This is a genomic window from Haloarcula regularis, from assembly GCF_029338315.1.
Taxonomy (GTDB): domain Archaea; phylum Halobacteriota; class Halobacteria; order Halobacteriales; family Haloarculaceae; genus Haloarcula; species Haloarcula regularis.
The window spans coordinates 2,095,820-2,113,980 of the sequence record NZ_CP119794.1 but is presented as its reverse complement, the minus strand read 5'-3'; the positions used below and the strand labels follow the sequence as shown (position 1 = coordinate 2,113,980).

Genomic DNA, 18,161 nt, shown 5'->3' with positions numbered 1-18,161 from the left:
CTCGACGCGTCAGCACTCGTCCGTCTCGGTGACCCGGCCCTACTCCGCCTCGGCGAGCCACTGCTCGACGGCGTCGGCCCGTGCCCCCCGGCGATGGACGGTCCCGGCCTCGACGTCGACCACCGTCGACCCGGTCCCGCCGGTCTCGCCGCCGTCCAGGACGACCGCGACGCGGTCGCGGATAGCGTCCAGCTCGCCGACGTTCCGGGCGCTGGGCGACCCCGAGACGTTCGCGCTCGTCGCGGTCAGCGGCGCCACCGCCCGCAGGAGCGCGAGCGCCACCGGGTGGTCGGGGACGCGGACGCCCACCCTGTCGCGCCCGGCGGTCAGTGCGTCCGGGACCGACGCCCGGCGCTCGACGACGACGGTCACCGGGCCGGGCAGGAACTCGCCCATGAACCGCTGTTCGCGCTCGGTCGGGCGGGTGTAGGCCAGTGCCGTCTCTACGTCTGGCACCGCGAGCGAGACGGGGTCGTCCCGGTCCCGTCCCTTGGCCTCGAAGACCCGTTCGATGGCCGCGGGGTCGGTGGCGTCCGCGCCCAGGCCGTAGACCGTCTCGGTCGGGTAGACGACGAGCTCGCCCCGGCGAATCGCCGCGGCGGCCGCCGCGACGTCGGCTTCGCTCACAGCTGTGCTTCGACGGCGTCGTAGTCGGGGAAGTCCGGCCACTGCTCGCTGACCCACGCGTACTCGACGGTGCGGTCCCCGTCGAGGACGAACACCGCCGGGCGCGGCTCCGCGAGGCCGGTCATCCCGTCTAGGTCCATGTCGATGCCGTAGGCCTCGGCGACGCCGTTGGCCGGGTCCGAGTAGAGGCGGTACTGGCCCTCGATGTCGCGCTCCTCGAGGAGCGTCTTGTGCTCGTAGGGCGTCGAGATGGAGAGGCCGACGACGGTGGCGTCCCGGTGCCATCCGCGGTCCCGTATCTCGTTCCAGACGTACGTCGCCGGGAACGCGCCGTCCATCGCGTGAAAGACCAGCACGACGGGGCCGTCGCTGTCGGCACACAGCGTCGACAGGGAGACGTCCTCCCAGAACTCCTCGTTGACCAGCGGGCGCGTGAAGTCGGGGGCGCGGTCGCCCGCCTCGGGGTGGTCGGCCGTGTCCAGGTCGACGACGTCGAACTCTAAGTCCATCAGGTCTCCCTCCCGTAGGTGTTGTCCAGGTACGCGACGATGTTGGCGCTCTCGCTCATCGTGACGCCGGTCGACTCGTCGACGATGGCCGGGACCGTCCGCTTGCCCGTGAGGCGCTTGACCACGTCGCGCTCGGAGTGCATCGGTTCGATGAATCGCGACCGGTACTCGATGCCGTACTCCTCGAGGCGCCGGACGACGCGCTCACAGAACGGGCACGCCTGCAGCCGGTACAGCGTGATGTCTGGCTCGCTCATTCTTCGGATCTGGGTACGTGCGAGGTCCGTGTAAGGGCTTCGGCACCTGTCGGGCCATGACAAGCCTTAATCCGCGTGCATTACAACTCAGACCGTTGATGGCCCTGGACCCACCCACGGTGACGATGCTGTCCGGAGCGCTGCTCCAGTCCGTCGAGTTCGGCGGCGTACCCCTCTCCCGGAACCTGATTCTGGTCGCCGGCTCCGCCACCATCGTCGTCCTCATCATCCTCTCTGCGTTCTTCTCGTCGTCCGAGATAGCGATGTTCTCGCTGCCGGCCCACCGGGCCGAGGCGCTCGTCGAGGACGGCGTCCCCGGTGCGCAGACGCTCAAGGAGCTGAAGGCCGACCCCCACCGGCTCCTGGTGACCATCCTCGTCGGCAACAACCTGGTCAACATCGCGATGTCGTCCATCGCGACCGGTCTGCTGGCGCTCATCGGCCTCTCGCAGGGCGAGGCCGTCGCCGTTGCCACCTTCGGCATCACCGCCGTGGTGTTGCTGTTCGGCGAGAGCGCCCCGAAGAGCTACGCCGTCGAGAACACGGAGTCGTGGGCGCTGACCATCGGCAGGCCGCTGAAGCTGGCCGAGAAGGTCCTGCTCCCGCTCATCCTGCTGTTCGATTACCTCACGCGCATGGTCAACAAGGTGACCGGCGGCCGCTCTGCCATCGAGACCTCATACGTCACCCGCGAGGAGATTCAGGACATCATCGAGACGGGCGAGCGCGAGGGCGTCTTAGACGAGGAGGAACGCGAGATGCTCCAGCGCACCCTGCGGTTCAACGACACCATCGCCAAGGAGGTGATGACGCCGCGACTGGACATGACCGCCGTCTCGAAGGAAGACACCATCGAGGAGGCCCTCGAGACCTGCATCCACAGCGGGCACGCCCGCGTGCCGGTCTACGAGGGGAGCCTGGACAACGTCATCGGCGTGGTCCACATCCGCGACCTCGTGCGGGACCTCAACTACGGCGAGGCCATCCCCGAGGACATGGTGTTAGAGGACCTCATCGAACCGACCCTGCACGTCCCCGAGTCCAAGAACGTCGACGACCTGCTGACCGAGATGCGTGCCGAACGGCTCCACATGGTCATCGTCATCGACGAGTTCGGGACCACCGAGGGCCTGGTCACGATGGAGGACCTCACCGAGGAGATCGTCGGCGAGATCCTCGAGGGCGAGGAGGAAGAGCCCATCGACTACATCGGCGACGACACCGTGATGGTCAAAGGCGAGGTCAACATCGAGGAGGTCAACGAGGCCCTGGACCTGGAACTCCCGGAGGGCGAGGAGTTCGAGACCATCGCGGGCTTCATCTTCAACCGTGCCGGCCGCCTCGTCGAAGAGGGCGAGGTCATCACCTACGACGGCGTCGAGATCCGGGTCGAGCAGGTCGAGAACACCCGCATCATGAAGGCCCGTGTCGTCCGTCGCGACCCCGACGACGACGGCGAGGGCGGCGGCGACGAGGAACAGTCGAACCCCGAGGAAGTCTCGACCGACTGACGACCCGCGGACGCTCTTCTGGGCCGCTGCCACGACAGACGGGACCGACAGCGGCGACTCACAGCCCGCTCTCTCTGTGCCGCTTTGCGACCTAGCGCCCGTACGTGAGCCGCGTCGCGACGTCGTCGATGCGCCCTTTCAGCCCAGAGAGCCAGGCGCCGGGCGAGACGAGCCGGGCTTCCGCATCGTCGACCTCGATGCGACGGTCGCCGAACGGGTCCTCGCGCTCGCCGTCGTCCGTCGCGTCGACGACGGTGGTCATGCTGCACCGACCACAGGCTTCGGTGTCTTTGCCCATGCTACTACCTCCCAATTCGACGCTCAGCGGAATAAAAGTTCCTGCTGCCCGAACTGTCGTGGCCCTGGGCGGCGAGGCGCCGTCGGTCGCGGCCGGCATCGCTCCGTCCTGCCCCCCGCGCACACCGACGTTTTAGGTAGGCGGGCGTCCAGAGGGATGACATGGGTTACCATCACGTCGCCGTCGCGGACCTCGAGCCGACGTCCGACCGACCGAGCACGCAGCGCTCGGTCAGCGCCGCGGCGGGCCTCGAGAACCTGAGCGCACACGTCTACGAGGTCGACCCCGGCGAGCAGATACCGCTTGTCTACCACTACCACGACGCCCAGGAGGAGCTGTTCTACGTCGTCGAGGGGACGCTCAGCGTCGAGACGCCCGAGGGGACCTACAGCGTGGGCGCCGACGAGGCCTTCGCCGTCGAGCCCGAGAGCCCCCAGCGTGCGTTCGTCCCCGAGGACGCCGACGGGCCGGCCCGGGCGTTCGTCGTCGGAGCGCCGGCCGTCGACGACGCCCACGCCTACGACGGGGGGTGAGCGGATGGGTGAGTCGGAAGACGCCGGCCCCGCCGTCGACTCCCCCGAGGAGGGCGACGAGGGCGAGGCCGTCGACGCGGCCGGCGAGCCGGTCCCGGAGTGGGACGACGAGTATCTCGACCGGGTGGCCGATCAGCTGAAGTTCAGTTACGACCTCGAGCGCGACTACACCGCTGGGAACGAGCGCTTCGACCTCTACGGCCGGCTCCACATCGAGAGCCAGAAGCAGGTGCTCCACCAGTCGCTCAACTGGGCGAACTACCAGACCAACGAGCACCTCTTTGCCCGCCGCGCCCGGGGCGTCTCGGTGGCGGACCTGGAGGCCCTGGTCGACCTGGGCCACGACCTGGCCGACGAGTACATCGAGGCCGACGAGGAGCACCGCGAGACCGAGTTCACGTTCGTCCTCGTCGTCCCCTCGATACCCGCGGCGGTGCGCTCGTTCGTCTCCGGATTCCGGGACCGGACGCTACTGCGCTACGGCTACTACGGCAGTTACGAGGTGAACCTCGTCGTCGTCGCGCCCGACCGGGAAGCGAGCGTGGCCAGCAGCGAGGCCGACGTCGCCGCGGCGTTCGAGCTCTGGCGCGACGTCGAGGCGGAACAGACCGGCCTGCTGGGCCGGTTGCGCCGGCTCCTGGGCTGATGGACTGGCGCGTCCTCGCCCTCGCGGGCGCGCTGGTGCTCGCCGGCTGTGGCAGCGCGTCCGACCGCGTCGTCGCCAGCGGGTCGCCGGCGGCCGTCGAGGACGCGGCGCTGTCCGAGACCGGGTACGAACCCGTCTCGCGGACGAACCGGACGCTGAACACGACGGTGCGGGCGACCATCAGCGGCGACGTGGAGATGAACGCCCAGCGGTCGGTCACCGCGACGACGCCCATCGCGACCTACCGGCGGGCGACCGACGCGGGCCCGGCACTGTTCGTGGTCGCGACGGCCCCGGCGGTCAGGCCCATCGAGAACCAGCCCGTCGTCCGCAACCCGCTGGTCGCCGAGGGGACAGCCCACCTCGTGGGCTACGTCCAGTCGACCTACGCCGTCGAGTCGCTGACGCGGCAGTCGACGACGACGGTGACCGTGCTCGGCAACGAGACGACCGCGCGAACGAGCACGGGGCCGGCGACCCGTGACGGCACCGCTGTGTCCCTGCGGGTCGTGGTGGCGTCTGTCCGGCACGACGGGGAGTTCGTCACCGCCGTCGCCGTGGGGCCGCGGGCGACGGCAGACCGCGACCGGGTCCGGCGGCTCCTGGCCGGGGTGACACACTGAAAAAATCGGGATTCGGGCTCGCAGTCAGTCGTCGCTCGGTTCGCCGCCGTCCGCGGCAACGGCACCGGCCCGCCCGCGGACGTTCTGGATGTTGTCGTAGCCGATCTTGACCAGCGACAGCGCCAGGCCGACAAGCACCAGCGCCAGGACGATCTGGACGCCGACGGAGATGCGCGCCGCGAGGCCCGCCCCCTCGGCGAAGCCGCCCTGGATGAACTGCTGGTAGAGGTTCTGATACAGCGCGAGGTACAGCAGGGCGACGACGGTGATGGTCGTCATCAGCGCCATCGGGACGCCCGTGCTGATGAGCTGCTTGTCGTCGTCCCAGTTGGCCAGCCAGACCGTCGCGGTCAGCAGCGCCAGCGCGGCCAGCAGCTGGTTTGCACCACCGAAGAGCGGCCAGAGGCTCGCCCACGACCCGCTCGCGACGAGCGCGTACGCGATGAGACACTGGATGACGGCGTTGGAGTAGCGGTTGATGCCGACCGTCTGGACCTGGCGCATGTAGGCCGCGTTCGCGTCGGGCGTGCCGACGATCTCCTCGGCCATGTAGCGCCCGAGGCGGACGGCCGTGTCCGTCGAGGTCAGCAGGAAGCTCACAAGCACCAGCGCCATGAACGGCGCGCCGACGGCCGTCGGGATGCCGAAGCTGGTGAGCATGACCGAGCCACCGGAGGCGAAGTTCGGGAGCGCGCGCCCGATGCCCCCGCCGGCCGTGACGCCGGCGATGGCGACGGTCCCCAGCGCGACCGTCGCGAGCAGCCCTTCACCGAGCATGCCCCCGTAGCCGATGGTCCGGGCGTCGGACTCCTTGTTGAGCTGTTTGGCCGTGGTGCCCGAGGAGACCAGCGAGTGGAAGCCGCTGATGGTCCCACAGGCGATGGTCACGAACAGCAGCGGGAACAGCGGCAGGCCCGCGGTCCCCATGAAGCCGTAGTACGCGTCTAAGTTGATGACCAGCGGTTCGGCCGAGGTCCCGAGGACCGTGCCGACGATGACCGCCAGCAGCGCGCCCCCGACCCCCGCGTACAGCAGGAACGACGAGAGGAAGTCACGCGGCTGGAGCAGCGTCCACACCGGGAGCACCGACGCGATGGCCGCGTACAGCAGGATGACCGGTATCCAGCCGGCGGTGTTCGCCCCGAGCGTGCCCGCGGCCGGGATGATCGAGTGAGTCCCGACCCGAACAGCACGATGGTGCCGGCGGGGTAGGTGCCCGCCTCGGCGGCCGGGAACAGCGCGATCGGGAACTCGATGCCGACGAAGACCCCGGCGAACACCGCGAGGACGAACGCGGCCGTCCCCGGGATGAACGGGAGGTCGAGCTGGTAGAGGTACACCCCGAACAGCAGCGCGAGCGCGATGTAGACCATGCTGGCCGTCGCGGCCTGCGGGTACGCGTTGAAGACGATGGCGACCACCAGCGCGAACACCGCCACCACCAGGATGATGGTCAGGAACGCGAACCACAGGAGCATCTTCTTGCCGCGTTCGCCGACGTACTCGCCGATGATGTAGCCGATGGACTTCCCCTCGTGCCGGAGACTCCCCGACAGCGAGACGAAGTCGTGGACACTCCCCATCAGCGGGTTGCCGATGGCGATCCACAGGAGTGCGGGCAGCCACCCCCAGACGACGCCCGCGGTGATGGGGCCTACGATGGGTGCCCCGCCGGCGATGCTGGAGTAGTGGTGTCCCAGCAGGACCGGCTTCTTGGCCGGCACGTACTCCTGCCCGTCCTCGTATTTGTGTGCCGGTGTCTCGTTGCTATCGTCGAGCTCGACGAAGCGTGCCAGATACCGCGAGTAGCCGAGGTATCCGGCCGTGAATGTTATCAGTGTGGCCAACACGAGCCAGATTACTTGTACCATGGTATTTCTCCCCAATGTTGCGTGTGTGCAAAAGGTACTTAATCATTAGTGATGTTTCATCCCGTACCTGTCAACAATATATACTAATAATTGTAGGATAATGTACTATTTCCTACGTGTGCGTTTTTTCGACGCCGACGCTGATGTCCACCTCGTCTGCGACTGTCGATAGCAGGTCGCCTTTCACCTCGGAGACGCGCTGCTCGATGGTCGCGACGATCGGTTGGCTGAACTCCTCACGGATGCGCGCGAGTCGTTCTTGTTCGGTACGGTGACGTTCACGCAAGTACGTCGCACCGGTCCCCGACTCCTCCGGGTCCGGTTCCGGGGCGACTTTGTTGACCACCAGACCGCCGACCTCCAGGCCGGCCTCGGTCAGTTCGGTTATCGCGCGCTGTGACTCCTCTATCGAGAGCTCGTCGGGGTTCAACACGAGGTAGAAGGCCGCCTCCTCGCGGAGCGTCCGCCCGGCGAACTCGAACAGCTCCTTGCGCTCGGCCAGGCGCTTGATGATGGGGTCGTCCCTGAGTTTCGCGCGCGCCTCCTTGTCGCCGATGGCGGCCTTCTCGAAGAGGTCGACGCTCTCGCGGCGCTTCTCGGCCAGGCGGTCGATCCACGACTCCAGGAACTCCGGGAGCGCGAGCAGCCGCAGCGTCCCGCCGGTCGGCGAGGTGTCGAAGACGACGCGGTCGTAGTCCTCGCTCGACCGCATGACGTCGATGAACCGGTCGAACATCGCCGCCTCGTAGGCGCCCGGGGTCCGGTGGGCCAGCTCGATCTGGCGGTCGATCTCGTTGACGATGGCCGGACTCACCTGCTCGGTCATCTCGGAGCGGATCTCGCGCATGTGACGCTCGACCTCCTCGTCGGGGTCAAGCTCCATCGCCCACAGGTGGTCGTACCCCTCGACCGGCGCCGGGTCGTCGTCGAACTGCTGGTCGAAGACGTCCGAGGTGCTGTGTGCCGGGTCCGTCGAGACGATGAGCGTGTCGATGCCCTCGCGGGCGCACTTCAGCCCGTACGCACTCGAGACGGTCGTTTTGCCGACGCCACCCTTGCCACCGAAGAAGACGAACTTGTCCATGTCAGAAGTGATACTGCTGTCCCTTGCGTTCGACCAGCGATTCCCGGTCCCACATCCGTCGCTCCCAGGCGACGAACTCCTCGCCCAGGTACGGCAGGAGCTCGGCCGTGTAGTAGGAGACGGGGCTGGGGATGCCGAAGGCGTCCGCGAAACACGCGAACATGAACACGTCCGCCGTGTCCTCGGCCTCCTTCTCGATCTTCTCGACCGACGGGTGCTCTATCATCCCGTGGTAGAGCCCGTGGAGCCACTCCTCGACGACGTCGAGGTACGCGTCGATGCGGTCGGCGACGTTCATGGCGTCAGCACGCACACCCTGTCGACGTGTGAGACCGCTCGAAGCGCATCTCGTCGCCACACGACGGGCACGTCGGGGGCTCCTCGTCCCCGACGTCGAGGTCCCTGATTCGTTCCCCGCAGTCGTCACACCAGTAGGCCCCCTTCGACGTCTCGTCGGTGACGTCGCCGCGGTCGGCCGACTCAGTCGATGCTTCGAGTACCTCCCGCACGGTGCCGAGGATTCCCATGGCTGTGGGTCTGTTCCCGTTTCACATAAACGTTCGTGGACGTCTGCGCCACCGACACAGAACCGCCCCCGCGCCCTACCGCAGCTCCACCGCGAGGGTCTCGAGCAGGCGTTCGAGTTCGCCGCGTCGCTTCCACCCGGCGAGGCGGTCGGTCACTGACGGCAGCGGGAGGCCCAGACTCACCGAGGACCGCGCGGTCAGGCGCGCGCCGCCGTCGGCACGGTCGCGGGTGAGCGTCGTCTCCATCGCCTCGAAGGGGCCGGCGGCGCCGTCCTGCCTGTACCGGTAGCCGTCCTCGAGCGGTTCGAAGGTGAACGTCGCCCGGAGACCGCTCGCCCGCGCGCTCACCGTCGTCGTCCCGTCGTCGTGGTCCGTGACCTCGACCACGCTGAAGGTCCCCTCGCTCTCGATGATGGCCGCGGGCGAGAGCCCCCGATCGACGGCGACGACGGTGGCCGGGACGGTTCGCGTGACCTCGACGGTGCGCATGGCACTCACGTGGACCGCCCGGGAGAAAAAACCCAGTCAGATGAAGAACGGCAGCGCCAGCAACGCCAGGACGCCGGCGAGGATGCCCATCCCGTAGACGAGGCGCTTGAACCGCTGCTGGCTCGGCACCTCGCGGCGCAACTCGGGCCGCAGCGACCAGCAGTACCGGTAGAACGCGGCGATGCTCACGAGGGCAGCGACGACTGTCGCGCCGGCCAGGGCCACCGACAGCGATGCACCGAACGACAGCAAGTACGCCGGGAGGAAGACGTAGCTCACGAGGACGCCCGTCGTCGCGACGACGAGGAAGGGGATCGGGTCGACCGCTCGACCCTGACTGTTCCGCACTTTCATGGCGTCATGTACGTGTCGACGAGATAAAAATATCCTTCTGACACCACGTTCGAACTAAGTTCCTCCCGTCCGCCAGGGTACGTATGGCTTCCCAGGGAGACATCCGGGTGCTGCTGGTGCTTGACCTGTTGCTGTCGGCCGCGTTCGCGACCGTCGTCCTGTGGGGACTGTCGTTCGTGGACCTCGCGACGTTCACGCTGGAGTCCGTCGCCGTCGCGACGCTCGCGCTCGCGACGCTGACCTACCTGGTCGTCCTGCGCTAGAGCAGGGCGTCGACGGCCCGGAAGAGGCCAAGCTCAGGGCGAACGCGAGCACCAGCGACCCGATCCAGGCCAGCACCGTCTTGCCCATCTTCGCCCCGCTGACCTCGCCGTCGCCCGCAGCCGCGCCGGACCCGATGATTGCCGAGACGATGATCTCGTTGAACGAGACGGGGATGCCAAAGAAGACGGCGGTCTGTGCGACGACGAAACTCGGGATGAGCGCCGCGATGGACCGCCGTGGGCCGAGCGAGGAGTAGTCCTGTGCGAGCGTCTTTATCATCCGCGGCGCGCCGGTCCAGGACCCGACCAGGAGGCCGACCCCACCGAACAGCAGGACGCCGGTGATGGGCACGCCGGCCATCGGTCCCTCGCCCAGCACCGGGAGCAGAGGGCCAAGCGCGAGCCCGACCTGGCTCCCCCCCGGCCGAGAACGCGACCAGACCGCCCAGCACCAGCAGGAAGTGTCGCTGGCCGGCGGCGGGGTCGACGGCCACGTCCCGGTACAGCAACCCCGCCGCGACCGCCGCGACGGCGAGCGTTATCGCGACCATCGTCGGCGTCCCGGCCGCCCCGAGCGCCCGCGCCGCCGCCCGCGCGACCGACGCCTGCTCGTCACCGGGGGCCAGCAACACGAACTCGACGTTCGCGAGCACCGCGCCGACGAGGCCCGCCAGGCCGGGCACGAGCAGCCGCTCGGGGACCCGTTCGTGGCGTAGCGACCACGCCAGCGCGTAGGACATCCCGCTGCCGACGAACGGGACGGCCACCCACAGCGCCGCTATCTGTGTGTACTTCGCGACGGCGGGCTGGCCGCCCATCGCCAGGCCGACGCCGACGACGGCCCCCGTGACGGTAAAGGCCGTCGCGATGGGGTAACCGGTGAAGATGCCGACGGCGACCAGCACGGCCGCCGTGACCAGCGCCACGATGGAGGCCGCCGCCGAGAGGCCGCCGCCGTCGGGAAAGAGCACGAGCCCGCTCCCGACCGTCTCGGTGACGTTCGCGCCCTGCAACACCGCGCCGGCCAGCCCCAGGATGCCGACGAAAGCCCGCGCGCATCACGGAGATCGCGTTGGCGCCGACCGCTGGCGCGAACGGCGTCGACCCCGAGGACCCGGCACCGATGGCCCAGGCCATGAAGAGACTCGCCATCGACGCCACCACAAGCGTCACCAGCACACTCGTCGCTACCATCTGTCCGGGCGCTTTCCGCTCGGGCGCAATGAGGGTACCGCTCCGCGCCTGCTATCTCCAGTCGAAGCGAAGGGGGTTGTGGTCGAGTACCACGCCCCGCGGCGGGCCCGCCTCTGCCGGCCACCCCCTCAGTTCGTCTTGGCGTCGGTCTCGTCACCGGGTTCGGTCGCTTCCACGCCCTCCGCGGCTTCGACCGCGTCGGTGGCCTTCTCCGTGTCGACGTGCCAGCGGTCGACCGACTGCTCGAAGTCCGCCAGCGTGTTCGAGACGCGCATCTTCAGGTCGTCGTCGTTGACGTTGACCTCGAAGACGTACTCGGGCCGGTCGTCGCCGTTGATGCGCCGGAGGTTCGCACTGACCAGTCCGTTGTCGAAATAGTAGGGTGCGATCTGGGTCATCACGTTCTTGTAGACGGCGTCCTCGACCTTGCGAAGCGCCTTCCGGCCGGCCGAGTCGGCCGCGCGGGTGACGTAGTCGACGGACTCGCCCCACTTGTCCATCGCCTCGCTCGGTTCGTCTAAGTTCTCGTAGGACTCGCTCAGCTTCTCGCCGGCGGTCTGGAGGTCCTCGTCGGGGTCCTTGCCCGCCTGCTCGCCCTTGCCCTCGTTGACGCTTGCTTGCTCTGCGGTCTTCTCGTTGACGTCCTCGTCGAGCCGTTCGTGGCTCTTGGGCCGCCACTCGTCGAACTCGGCGAGGGCGTCGCTGTCGATGTCGGCGTCGACGTCCTCGTCGGCGAGCAGATTCTTCAGCGCCTGCGTGATGCGCTCGCCGTGCTCGACGACGTCGACCCAGCCGCCTTGCGTCTTGAACCCCGAGACGCTCTCTTCGATGTCAGCCATCGTAGAATCGTGAACCCGTGGGCAGTCGCCGCGTCGCTCCGTCGTGACCGTCCATCTTATCGCCCCCCTTTGGCTTGGGGTCGAATAACTGTTCCGCCCCGGACGGCCGGGTCGCATTTGCCTCTCGAGACACAACGCGGACGCGATGACTGCCACACTGGTCGTCGTCAGCGAGCACGGGTACTGAGGCGAGGAGTGCATCGAGCCGCCGACACCGCGCACGGAAGCGGGCGTCGACGTCACCGTCGCGACGCCGACCGGATCGTCGTCGGTGCTGGACGAGCGCTCGGTCGACCCCGCGAACGCCGATGTTGACCCGGCCGAGCGCGTCCGGACGGTCCACGCGACCGACGAGCGGCGCAACGACTCGATTCCTGTCGCCGAGACGGTGGCCGACGACGCCGTCGTCTGTCCCGGCTCCACGGCACCGGATGGGACGTCAACTCGGACAGCGACGCACCCCGCCTGCTCCGGGAGGCAGTCGCGGGCGAGGCCGCACGGACGCCGCTCGCGGAACTCGACGTCGAAGCTGCCCGTGTAGGGGCCCGCTGCCACCCGCGCCCGGTTCTGCCTGATTATTTCGGATTGTAAACTATTTGTGAGATAATCGGCAGATGGCGGCGTGATATAACTCATACGGATGTAGAACATACAGCAGGATTAATATGTCTCCGGCCTCAAGACCTACGCCGTATGACAGAAAAGTCGACTCGAAGACGGTTCCTTCAGACTGCAGGTGTGGCTGGCGTCGTTGCCCTCGCCGGCTGTGGCGGCGACGGCGGCGACGGTGGCAGCGACGGTGGCGACGGTGGCAGCGACGGTGGCGACGGTGGCAGCGACGGTGGCGACGGTGGCGACGGTGGCGACGGCGGCAGTGACGGCGGCGACACCGAGACGCGTCTCTCGTGGCACGCCGGCGGGACCGGCGGGACGTACTTCCCGCTCTCGAACGAGTTCAAGACGGTCGTCGAGGACAACACCGACTTCACGCTGAACGTCCAGTCGACGGGGGCGTCCGTCGAGAACGTCGGGAGTCTCGCGAGCGGCGACGCCGACTTCGCGCTCATCCAGAACGACGTCGCCTACTTCGCGAAGAACGGGACCGGTATCGAGGCGTTCCAGGGCAACGCCGTCGAGAACCTCATGGGCGTCGCGACGCTCTACCCCGAGACGATCACGGTCGTGACGCTCCAGGATACCGGCATCGAGACGCTGTCGGACCTCTCGGGCGCGACGATCAACACCGGCGACCTCGGCTCCGGGACGCAGGTAAACGCCAACCAGATCCTCGAGGCGGTCGGCATCACCGACTTCAACGAGCAGAACGCCTCGTTCTCGCAGGCGGCCGACCAGCTCCGCAACGGCGACATCGACGCCGCCTTCGTCGTCGGCGGGTGGCCCGTCGGCGCCATCGAGGACCTCGCGACGACCAACAACGTCAACATCGTCCCCATCGCGGGCGACAACCGCGAGGCGGTCAAGGAGGCCGCGTCCTGGTTCGCCGACGACACCATCCCGGCGGGTACCTACTCCGGCGTCGGCGAGGCCGTCGAGACCGTCGCCGTCCAGGCGATGATCGCGACCAACGCCGAACAGCCCGAATCCACCGTCGAGACGGTCACCGCGGCCATCTTCGACAACGTCGACGACCTGACCATCAAGACGGACTTCATCAGCAGGGAGTCGGCTCAGGACGGCATGTCCATCGAGCTGCACCCCGGCGCGGCCGCCTACTTCGACATGTAGGCACCGGCACCGACCGCATCGTTTTCAAAGGACCCGAACCCACTGGTCGTTATGCGTCGGCAAACCGCTGTCCTCGTCGTCCTCGCTGGCCTGCTCGTCGTGGGCGGTGCCGCCGCAGCGACGCCTGACAGGGTTCTCGTCGTCGCAGACACCGAGACCGGTGAGACGTACCTGACGACCCCCGTCTCGAACGGCACGACCGTCGCCCTCGAGTACACCCACTCCGTCGAGAAAACCCGCGTCTACGACGGCTACACCGTGCGGGGCGACGAACTCGAGATGACGCGCATGGAGTTCGAATCCTACGGCTGGGGCCTGCCCGCCCGCGAGAACGTCACGCGGGAGAACGGGACCTTCGTCTTCGACCCGCCGGGGCAGTTCGAACGCATCACCGTCTCGCCGGGCGAAATCGCCGGCCACCGGCTCCACGTCGACGACGAGACCTACGACCTGGTCGCCCTCTCGGACGGCAACGCCGTCGACATCTACGTGACCCGCCGCTCCCCGCTGGAGACCTCCACCTTCGGACTGAGTATCCATGGCTGACCAGCACCCACCGGACGACCCGACTGACGACCGAGTATCGGACGAGGAAGTAGACGAGATGCTCCAGGAGATAGAGCGGAAACGTTCGCTCCAGGGGTGGGCAGCCGTCGTCGTCGCCATCGTCGGGATCTCCTTTTCTATCTTCCAGATGTGGCTGGCCGCGAAGGGGTTCGTCCTCTCGATCGACCTCCCCGTCCTCGGCGAGATCGAGTTCGCCTCGCTCCAGTTGCTCCAGATCAACGCCGTCCACGTCGCCTTCGGCCTGGTGCTCGCCTTCATGCTCTATCCGCCGAGCACCGGCGACGGCCCCTTCGCGGCGCGCGCCGCGGCGCTCGCCGCGTCGCTGGAGGACCGGTTCGGTGCCGACCATCCGGTCACGCGGGCCGTCCGCCGCGTCGGCGCCGGCCTGCGGTGGCTGTTCGTCGACCCCGACTTCGACCGCATCACGCCGTTCGACGCGGTGTTGATGCTCGTCTCGGTGTTCGCGGCCGCCTACTTCATCACCGACTTCTCCGAGATCCAGCGCATGCGCGCGCTGGGCCTTGAGGCGGGACGCCCAATCCAGGAGACGCTGCTGTTCTCCTGGATGGACTCCATTGCGGGCGTGTTCGGTCCGATAACCGACGTCTCCTATGCGTTCCTGCTCGGGGTCATCGGCGTCCTGCTGGTGCTGGAGGCGACCCGCCGGGCTATCAGCCTCTACCTGATGTTCATCGTCGCGGCCTTCATCGTCTACGCCCGCTGGGGGTTCATGATTCCACAGAACGCCGCCTACATCGGCGTCCTCTCGATTCCGCCCCTGGAGTGGCCCAGCATCATCCAGAACCTCTGGTACAATACGGAAAACGGTGTGTTCGGCATCCCGGTCACCGTCTCCGTGCAGTTCATCTACATCTTCATCCTCTTTGGCGCCTTCCTCGAGATGTCCGGGGCGGGCCAGTGGTTCATCGACCTGGCCTACGCGGCGACTGGCACGCGCCGGGGCGGCCCGGCGAAGGCGAGCATCCTCGCCAGCGGCTTCATGGGCACGATCTCGGGCTCCTCCATCGCGAACACGGTGACCACTGGCGCGTTCACCATCCCGCTGATGAAGCGCTCGGGCTACCGGCCGGAGTTCGCCGGCGGGGTCGAAGCCTCGGCGTCGTCGGGCGGGCAGATTCTCCCGCCGGTGATGGGCGCGGCCGCCTTCCTCATCGTCCAGTACACGGCGACGCCGTTCCGCGAGGTCATCATCGCCGCGGCCATCCCCGCCGTCGTCTTCTTCTTCGGCGTCTGGGTGATGGTCCACTTCGAGGCCGTCAAGCAGAACATCGGCGGTTTGGACCCCGCGGAGCTCGTCGACGTCAGGACACACATGCGCTCGGGGTGGTTCTACCTGGTTCCCATCGGGCTGTTGCTCTACTACCTGCTCGTCGAACGCCTCTCGGTTGCCCGCTCTGCGTGGTTCACCCTCATCGCCATCGGTGCGCTCATCGCGCTGGTCGCGGCCTACAGCGACGAGACGCGCGGGCGACTCGCCGGCATCTTCGCCCTGCTGTTCGTCGGGAACTTCCTCGGGCAGCTGCTCGCGGGTGCGAACGTCATCGGGGCCATCGCGGGCACCGGCACCGGGCCCCAGCCGGTCGGCGCCGCCTTCTCGGCGACGGTCGGCGGTCTCGGTGGCATCGCCATCGTCTCCGGCGTCCTCACGCTCCTGAGCCACCCCTACGTCGACGCGCCGCTGCTGGAGTTCGACCGGGCCGTCGACGACGCTGCCGAGACCACCGCGTCCGCCATCGGCCGCTCGGAGTGGGCCACGAACGGCGTCTACAAGTTCGGCGTCTTCGTCGGGAAGTCGATGGAGGGCGGCGCCCGCACCGCCGTCCCGGTCGTCATCGCCGTCGCCGCTGCCGGCATCATCCCCGGCGTCATCAGCGTCTCTGGGCTGGGCCCGAACCTCGTGGCGCTCATCCGGACCATCGCCGGCGGGTCGCTGTTGCTCCTGTTGCTGGTCACCGCCGTCGCCTCCATCATCCTCGGGATGGGGATGCCGACGACGGTCACCTACATCATCCTCGTCTCGTTGCTGGCGCCCGCGCTGACCTCCTTCGGGGTGCCGCTGCTGGCGGCCCACCTCTTTATCCTCTATTTCGGGGTGATCGCAGACATCACCCCACCGGTGGCCGTCGCGGCGTACGCGGCCGCGGGGGTGGCAAAGTCCGACGCCTTCCAGACCGGCATCGAGGCGTTCTCGCTGTCGCTGAACAAGGCCATCGTGCCCTTCGCCTTTATCCTCTCGCCGGGCATCGTCCTCCTGCGCCGGCAACCGGGCGACCTCCCGGTCGGCGACCAGTTCCGCGTCGTCACGCTGGCCGACTTCGCCGACCCCGCCTTCGCCGTCTTCGACGTCCTCATCCCGGTGCTGGGTGTTCATCGGCGTCGTGGCGCTGGCCGCGACGGTCATCGGGTACGTCTCCGCGCCGGTCAGCCGGTTCGAACGGACCGCCTTCGCGCTCAGCTCGGTCCTGCTGATGGCGCCCGGCCTAGTCGTCTCGACGGTCTACGACATCACGGGCCTGCTGGGGCTGGGCGGCGGCGAGATGACCCTGGCGATGGACCTGGTCCTTCGGGGCCTGGGCCTGGTCCTGTTCGTGGCGCTGGTCACGAAGAACCGACAGGCGGGTCGCGCGCTTGCCGACCAGCCGTCCTCGCCCGAGTCGGCCTGAGAGAACGACTTAACACCGTGCCGGTCGACAGCCGGGCTATGTCACTCGAACAGCGCGGTGAGGCCTCGCTCGTCACCCACGCGCTCGCGAAAGACGAACTGTCCCGCATCCGCGACGTGGGGACCGAACAGGTCGAGTTCCGCAAGGGACTGGTCCGCCTGGGCCGCATCTGTGGCTACGAGATCATCGACGGCCGGATGGAGACCGAGTACGTCGAGATAGAGACGCCCCTGACCACGACCATGGGCGAACGGGTCCAGGGACTGGACGACGTGGTAATCGTCAACGTCCTGCGTGCGGCCACGCCGTTCGTTGAGGGCCTGTTGAAGGCGTTCCCGCGCGCCCGCCAGGGCGTCATCTCCGCCAGCCGCGACGAGTCGGCCGGGATGGACGACGACGGCCAGTTCCCCATCGCTGTCGACTACGTGAAGATGCCCGACATCACCACGGAAGATACGGTCATCGTCGCCGACCCGATGCTGGCGACGGGATCGACGATGTGTACGGTCTTAGCGGAGATCACCGAGAACGCGCCCACGCCCGAACACCTCATCGTCCTCTCGGCGGTGGCCGCGCCGCCGGGCATCGTCCGCCTCGCCGAGGCGTTCCCGGACGTCGACCTGCTGACCGTGGCCATCGACGACGAACTCGACGAGGACGGCTTCATCGTCCCCGGCCTGGGCGACGCGGGCGACCGAGCCTTCCGGACCGGCTGACCCGCGAGCCGACACCCTTTTGCGTGGGATGGGCCAACAGGTGGGCACTCGTCGACTCACCCCGCCTGTTCGTCAGGTGTCGAACCCCTCTCTTTCGGTTGGAAATTCGACAGCCTGCGTCCGGTTCACATCTCCACTCGAACTCGTGTCGGACGCTCGCATGACGGGTCAGGGACCGGTCCGTCGTCACACTTGTCAACAGTTGTCGAGGGGCGTCAGTCGACGTCGATGTCGGCCCGCCCGCTGGTCGCGCTCCGGATGCGGTCGCGCAGGGCCGCACCCTCGGCCGTCGGGACGCGCACGTCGAAGGTCACGTCGGCCTCGTAGGCGGCCTCGAACTCCACGCCGGCCGATTCGAGCAGTCCCCGGACGCTCCCCGAGTCGTCGTACTCGACGGTGACGGCGAACGTCTCGTGGGGTACCTCCTCGACGACGTCGGCGGCGTCGACGGCGTCCTTGACGGCTCTCGCGTACGCGCGGGCCAGTCCGCCCACCCCGAGGTTGGTCCCGCCGTAGTACCGGGTGACGACGGCGACGACGTTCTCTACCTCGCGCTGCTGGAGGACGTTCAGCGCGGGTTTGCCGGCGCTCCCCGAGGGTTCGGCGTCGTCGCTCGAATACTCGCGGAAGGGGTCGGCCCGGACACGGTAGGCGGGGACGTTGTGCGTCGCGTCGGCGTACTCCTCCCGGACAGACGCGACGAACGCTTCGGCCTCGTCGACGGTGGTCGCGGGCGCGACGTGGCCGATGAACTCGGAGCCCCGTACCTCGAAGCGCGCCTCGCCGCGGCCGGCGACGGTCCGGTACGTGTCTGTCACGCCCG

The 18,161-nt window shown here is 68.0% G+C and carries 19 protein-coding genes and 4 pseudogenes; 10 read left to right on the top strand and 13 right to left on the bottom strand.

Annotated elements, in window-relative coordinates:
- Positions 1 to 39: 39 nt before the first annotated feature.
- From P1N55_RS11385 to P1N55_RS11375, 3 genes are read right to left on the bottom strand one after another with little or no spacing between them, the layout of a single operon-like run.
- Complete coding sequence (locus P1N55_RS11385; RefSeq protein ID WP_276275717.1) at positions 40 to 627, bottom strand: L-threonylcarbamoyladenylate synthase; 588 nt, start codon at positions 625 to 627, stop codon at positions 40 to 42.
- Complete coding sequence (locus P1N55_RS11380; RefSeq protein WP_276275716.1) at positions 624 to 1,136, bottom strand: redoxin domain-containing protein; 513 nt, start codon at positions 1,134 to 1,136, stop codon at positions 624 to 626. Before P1N55_RS11380 ends, P1N55_RS11385 begins: the two co-directional genes overlap by 4 nt.
- Entirely contained in the window at positions 1,136 to 1,393 is a 258-nt protein-coding gene (locus P1N55_RS11375) for a glutaredoxin family protein (RefSeq protein WP_276275715.1), read from the bottom strand. Before P1N55_RS11375 ends, P1N55_RS11380 begins: the two co-directional genes overlap by 1 nt.
- A gap of 98 nt (positions 1,394 to 1,491) precedes the next feature.
- Between P1N55_RS11375 and P1N55_RS11370 the strand changes: the two genes are divergently transcribed.
- Complete coding sequence (locus P1N55_RS11370) at positions 1,492 to 2,904, top strand: hemolysin family protein (protein WP_276275714.1); 1,413 nt, start codon at positions 1,492 to 1,494, stop codon at positions 2,902 to 2,904.
- Between the two features lie 91 nt (positions 2,905 to 2,995).
- On the opposite strand, the gene P1N55_RS11365 is transcribed toward P1N55_RS11370, so the two are convergent.
- On the bottom strand, positions 2,996 to 3,202 hold the full coding sequence (locus P1N55_RS11365; RefSeq protein ID WP_276275713.1) for a hypothetical protein: 207 nt from the start codon (positions 3,200 to 3,202) through the stop codon (positions 2,996 to 2,998).
- 161 nt (positions 3,203 to 3,363) lie between these two features.
- Between P1N55_RS11365 and P1N55_RS11360 the strand changes: the two genes are divergently transcribed.
- The 3 genes from P1N55_RS11360 to P1N55_RS11350 are packed head-to-tail and all read left to right on the top strand — an operon-like array spanning position 3,364 to position 5,004.
- Positions 3,364 to 3,735, top strand: a complete 372-nt coding sequence (locus P1N55_RS11360) for a cupin domain-containing protein (RefSeq protein ID WP_276275712.1) — start codon at positions 3,364 to 3,366, stop codon at positions 3,733 to 3,735.
- A gap of 4 nt (positions 3,736 to 3,739) precedes the next feature.
- Positions 3,740 to 4,381, top strand: a complete 642-nt coding sequence (locus P1N55_RS11355; RefSeq protein ID WP_276275711.1) for a hypothetical protein — start codon at positions 3,740 to 3,742, stop codon at positions 4,379 to 4,381.
- Positions 4,381 to 5,004 carry a DUF6517 family protein gene (locus P1N55_RS11350; RefSeq protein WP_276275710.1) on the top strand — a complete coding sequence of 208 codons (624 nt, stop codon included), beginning with the start codon at positions 4,381 to 4,383 and terminating at the stop codon, positions 5,002 to 5,004. Before P1N55_RS11355 ends, P1N55_RS11350 begins: the two co-directional genes overlap by 1 nt.
- A gap of 24 nt (positions 5,005 to 5,028) precedes the next feature.
- Here the strand turns inward: P1N55_RS11350 and P1N55_RS11345 are convergent.
- From P1N55_RS11345 to P1N55_RS11320, 6 genes and pseudogenes are all read right to left on the bottom strand, one after another.
- Positions 5,029 to 6,875 (bottom strand): annotated as a pseudogene (locus tag P1N55_RS11345) (carbon starvation CstA family protein).
- Between the two features lie 112 nt (positions 6,876 to 6,987).
- Positions 6,988 to 7,959 carry an ArsA family ATPase gene (locus P1N55_RS11340; protein WP_276275709.1) on the bottom strand — a complete coding sequence of 324 codons (972 nt, stop codon included), beginning with the start codon at positions 7,957 to 7,959 and terminating at the stop codon, positions 6,988 to 6,990.
- Position 7,960: 1 nt separating this feature from the next.
- Positions 7,961 to 8,257: a hypothetical protein gene (locus P1N55_RS11335; RefSeq protein WP_276278716.1), complete on the bottom strand. Its 297-nt coding sequence runs from the start codon at positions 8,255 to 8,257 to the stop codon at positions 7,961 to 7,963.
- Positions 8,258 to 8,261: 4 nt separating this feature from the next.
- Positions 8,262 to 8,486: a hypothetical protein gene (locus P1N55_RS11330; protein ID WP_276275708.1), complete on the bottom strand. Its 225-nt coding sequence runs from the start codon at positions 8,484 to 8,486 to the stop codon at positions 8,262 to 8,264.
- A gap of 75 nt (positions 8,487 to 8,561) precedes the next feature.
- Positions 8,562 to 8,975, bottom strand: coding sequence for an SRPBCC family protein (locus P1N55_RS11325; protein ID WP_276275707.1), 414 nt, complete (start codon positions 8,973 to 8,975; stop codon positions 8,562 to 8,564).
- Between the two features lie 36 nt (positions 8,976 to 9,011).
- On the bottom strand, positions 9,012 to 9,329 hold the full coding sequence (locus P1N55_RS11320; RefSeq protein ID WP_276275706.1) for a hypothetical protein: 318 nt from the start codon (positions 9,327 to 9,329) through the stop codon (positions 9,012 to 9,014).
- Positions 9,330 to 9,412: 83 nt separating this feature from the next.
- On the opposite strand from P1N55_RS11320, the gene P1N55_RS11315 reads away from it, so the two are divergent.
- The gene (locus tag P1N55_RS11315) at positions 9,413 to 9,592 is read left to right on the top strand and encodes a hypothetical protein (protein WP_276275705.1); all 180 of its coding nucleotides are present in this window, start codon (positions 9,413 to 9,415) and stop codon (positions 9,590 to 9,592) included.
- Here P1N55_RS11315 and P1N55_RS11310 read toward each other — a convergent pair.
- Together P1N55_RS11310 and P1N55_RS11305 are read right to left on the bottom strand one after the other, a co-directional pair.
- Positions 9,589 to 10,786 (bottom strand): annotated as a pseudogene (locus P1N55_RS11310) (anion permease). The gene P1N55_RS11315 and the pseudogene P1N55_RS11310 sit on opposite strands and share 4 nt — an antisense overlap.
- 128 nt (positions 10,787 to 10,914) lie before the next feature.
- Positions 10,915 to 11,625 carry a DUF5828 family protein gene (locus P1N55_RS11305; protein ID WP_276275704.1) on the bottom strand — a complete coding sequence of 237 codons (711 nt, stop codon included), beginning with the start codon at positions 11,623 to 11,625 and terminating at the stop codon, positions 10,915 to 10,917.
- A gap of 199 nt (positions 11,626 to 11,824) precedes the next feature.
- Between P1N55_RS11305 and P1N55_RS11300 the strand changes: the two are divergent.
- The 5 genes and pseudogenes from P1N55_RS11300 to upp all read left to right on the top strand — a co-directional run.
- A pseudogene (locus P1N55_RS11300) lies at positions 11,825 to 12,117 on the top strand (type 1 glutamine amidotransferase domain-containing protein); the annotation flags it as partial.
- 201 nt (positions 12,118 to 12,318) lie between these two features.
- Positions 12,319 to 13,371 (top strand): TAXI family TRAP transporter solute-binding subunit, encoded by a 1,053-nt coding sequence (locus P1N55_RS11295; RefSeq protein ID WP_276275702.1) that lies wholly within the window; start codon positions 12,319 to 12,321, stop codon positions 13,369 to 13,371.
- A 51-nt stretch (positions 13,372 to 13,422) separates the two neighbouring features.
- Positions 13,423 to 13,917: a DUF1850 domain-containing protein gene (locus P1N55_RS11290; RefSeq protein WP_276275701.1), complete on the top strand. Its 495-nt coding sequence runs from the start codon at positions 13,423 to 13,425 to the stop codon at positions 13,915 to 13,917.
- Positions 13,910 to 16,622 (top strand): annotated as a pseudogene (locus P1N55_RS11285) (TRAP transporter permease). Before P1N55_RS11290 ends, P1N55_RS11285 begins: the two are co-directional and overlap by 8 nt.
- A gap of 38 nt (positions 16,623 to 16,660) precedes the next feature.
- The gene (gene upp, locus P1N55_RS11280; RefSeq protein ID WP_276275700.1) at positions 16,661 to 17,338 is read left to right on the top strand and encodes a uracil phosphoribosyltransferase; all 678 of its coding nucleotides are present in this window, start codon (positions 16,661 to 16,663) and stop codon (positions 17,336 to 17,338) included.
- Positions 17,339 to 17,553: 215 nt separating this feature from the next.
- Here the strand turns inward: upp and P1N55_RS11275 are convergent, their stop codons facing one another.
- Positions 17,554 to 18,156: an IMPACT family protein gene (locus P1N55_RS11275; RefSeq protein ID WP_276275699.1), complete on the bottom strand. Its 603-nt coding sequence runs from the start codon at positions 18,154 to 18,156 to the stop codon at positions 17,554 to 17,556.
- Positions 18,157 to 18,161: the final 5 nt, after the last annotated feature.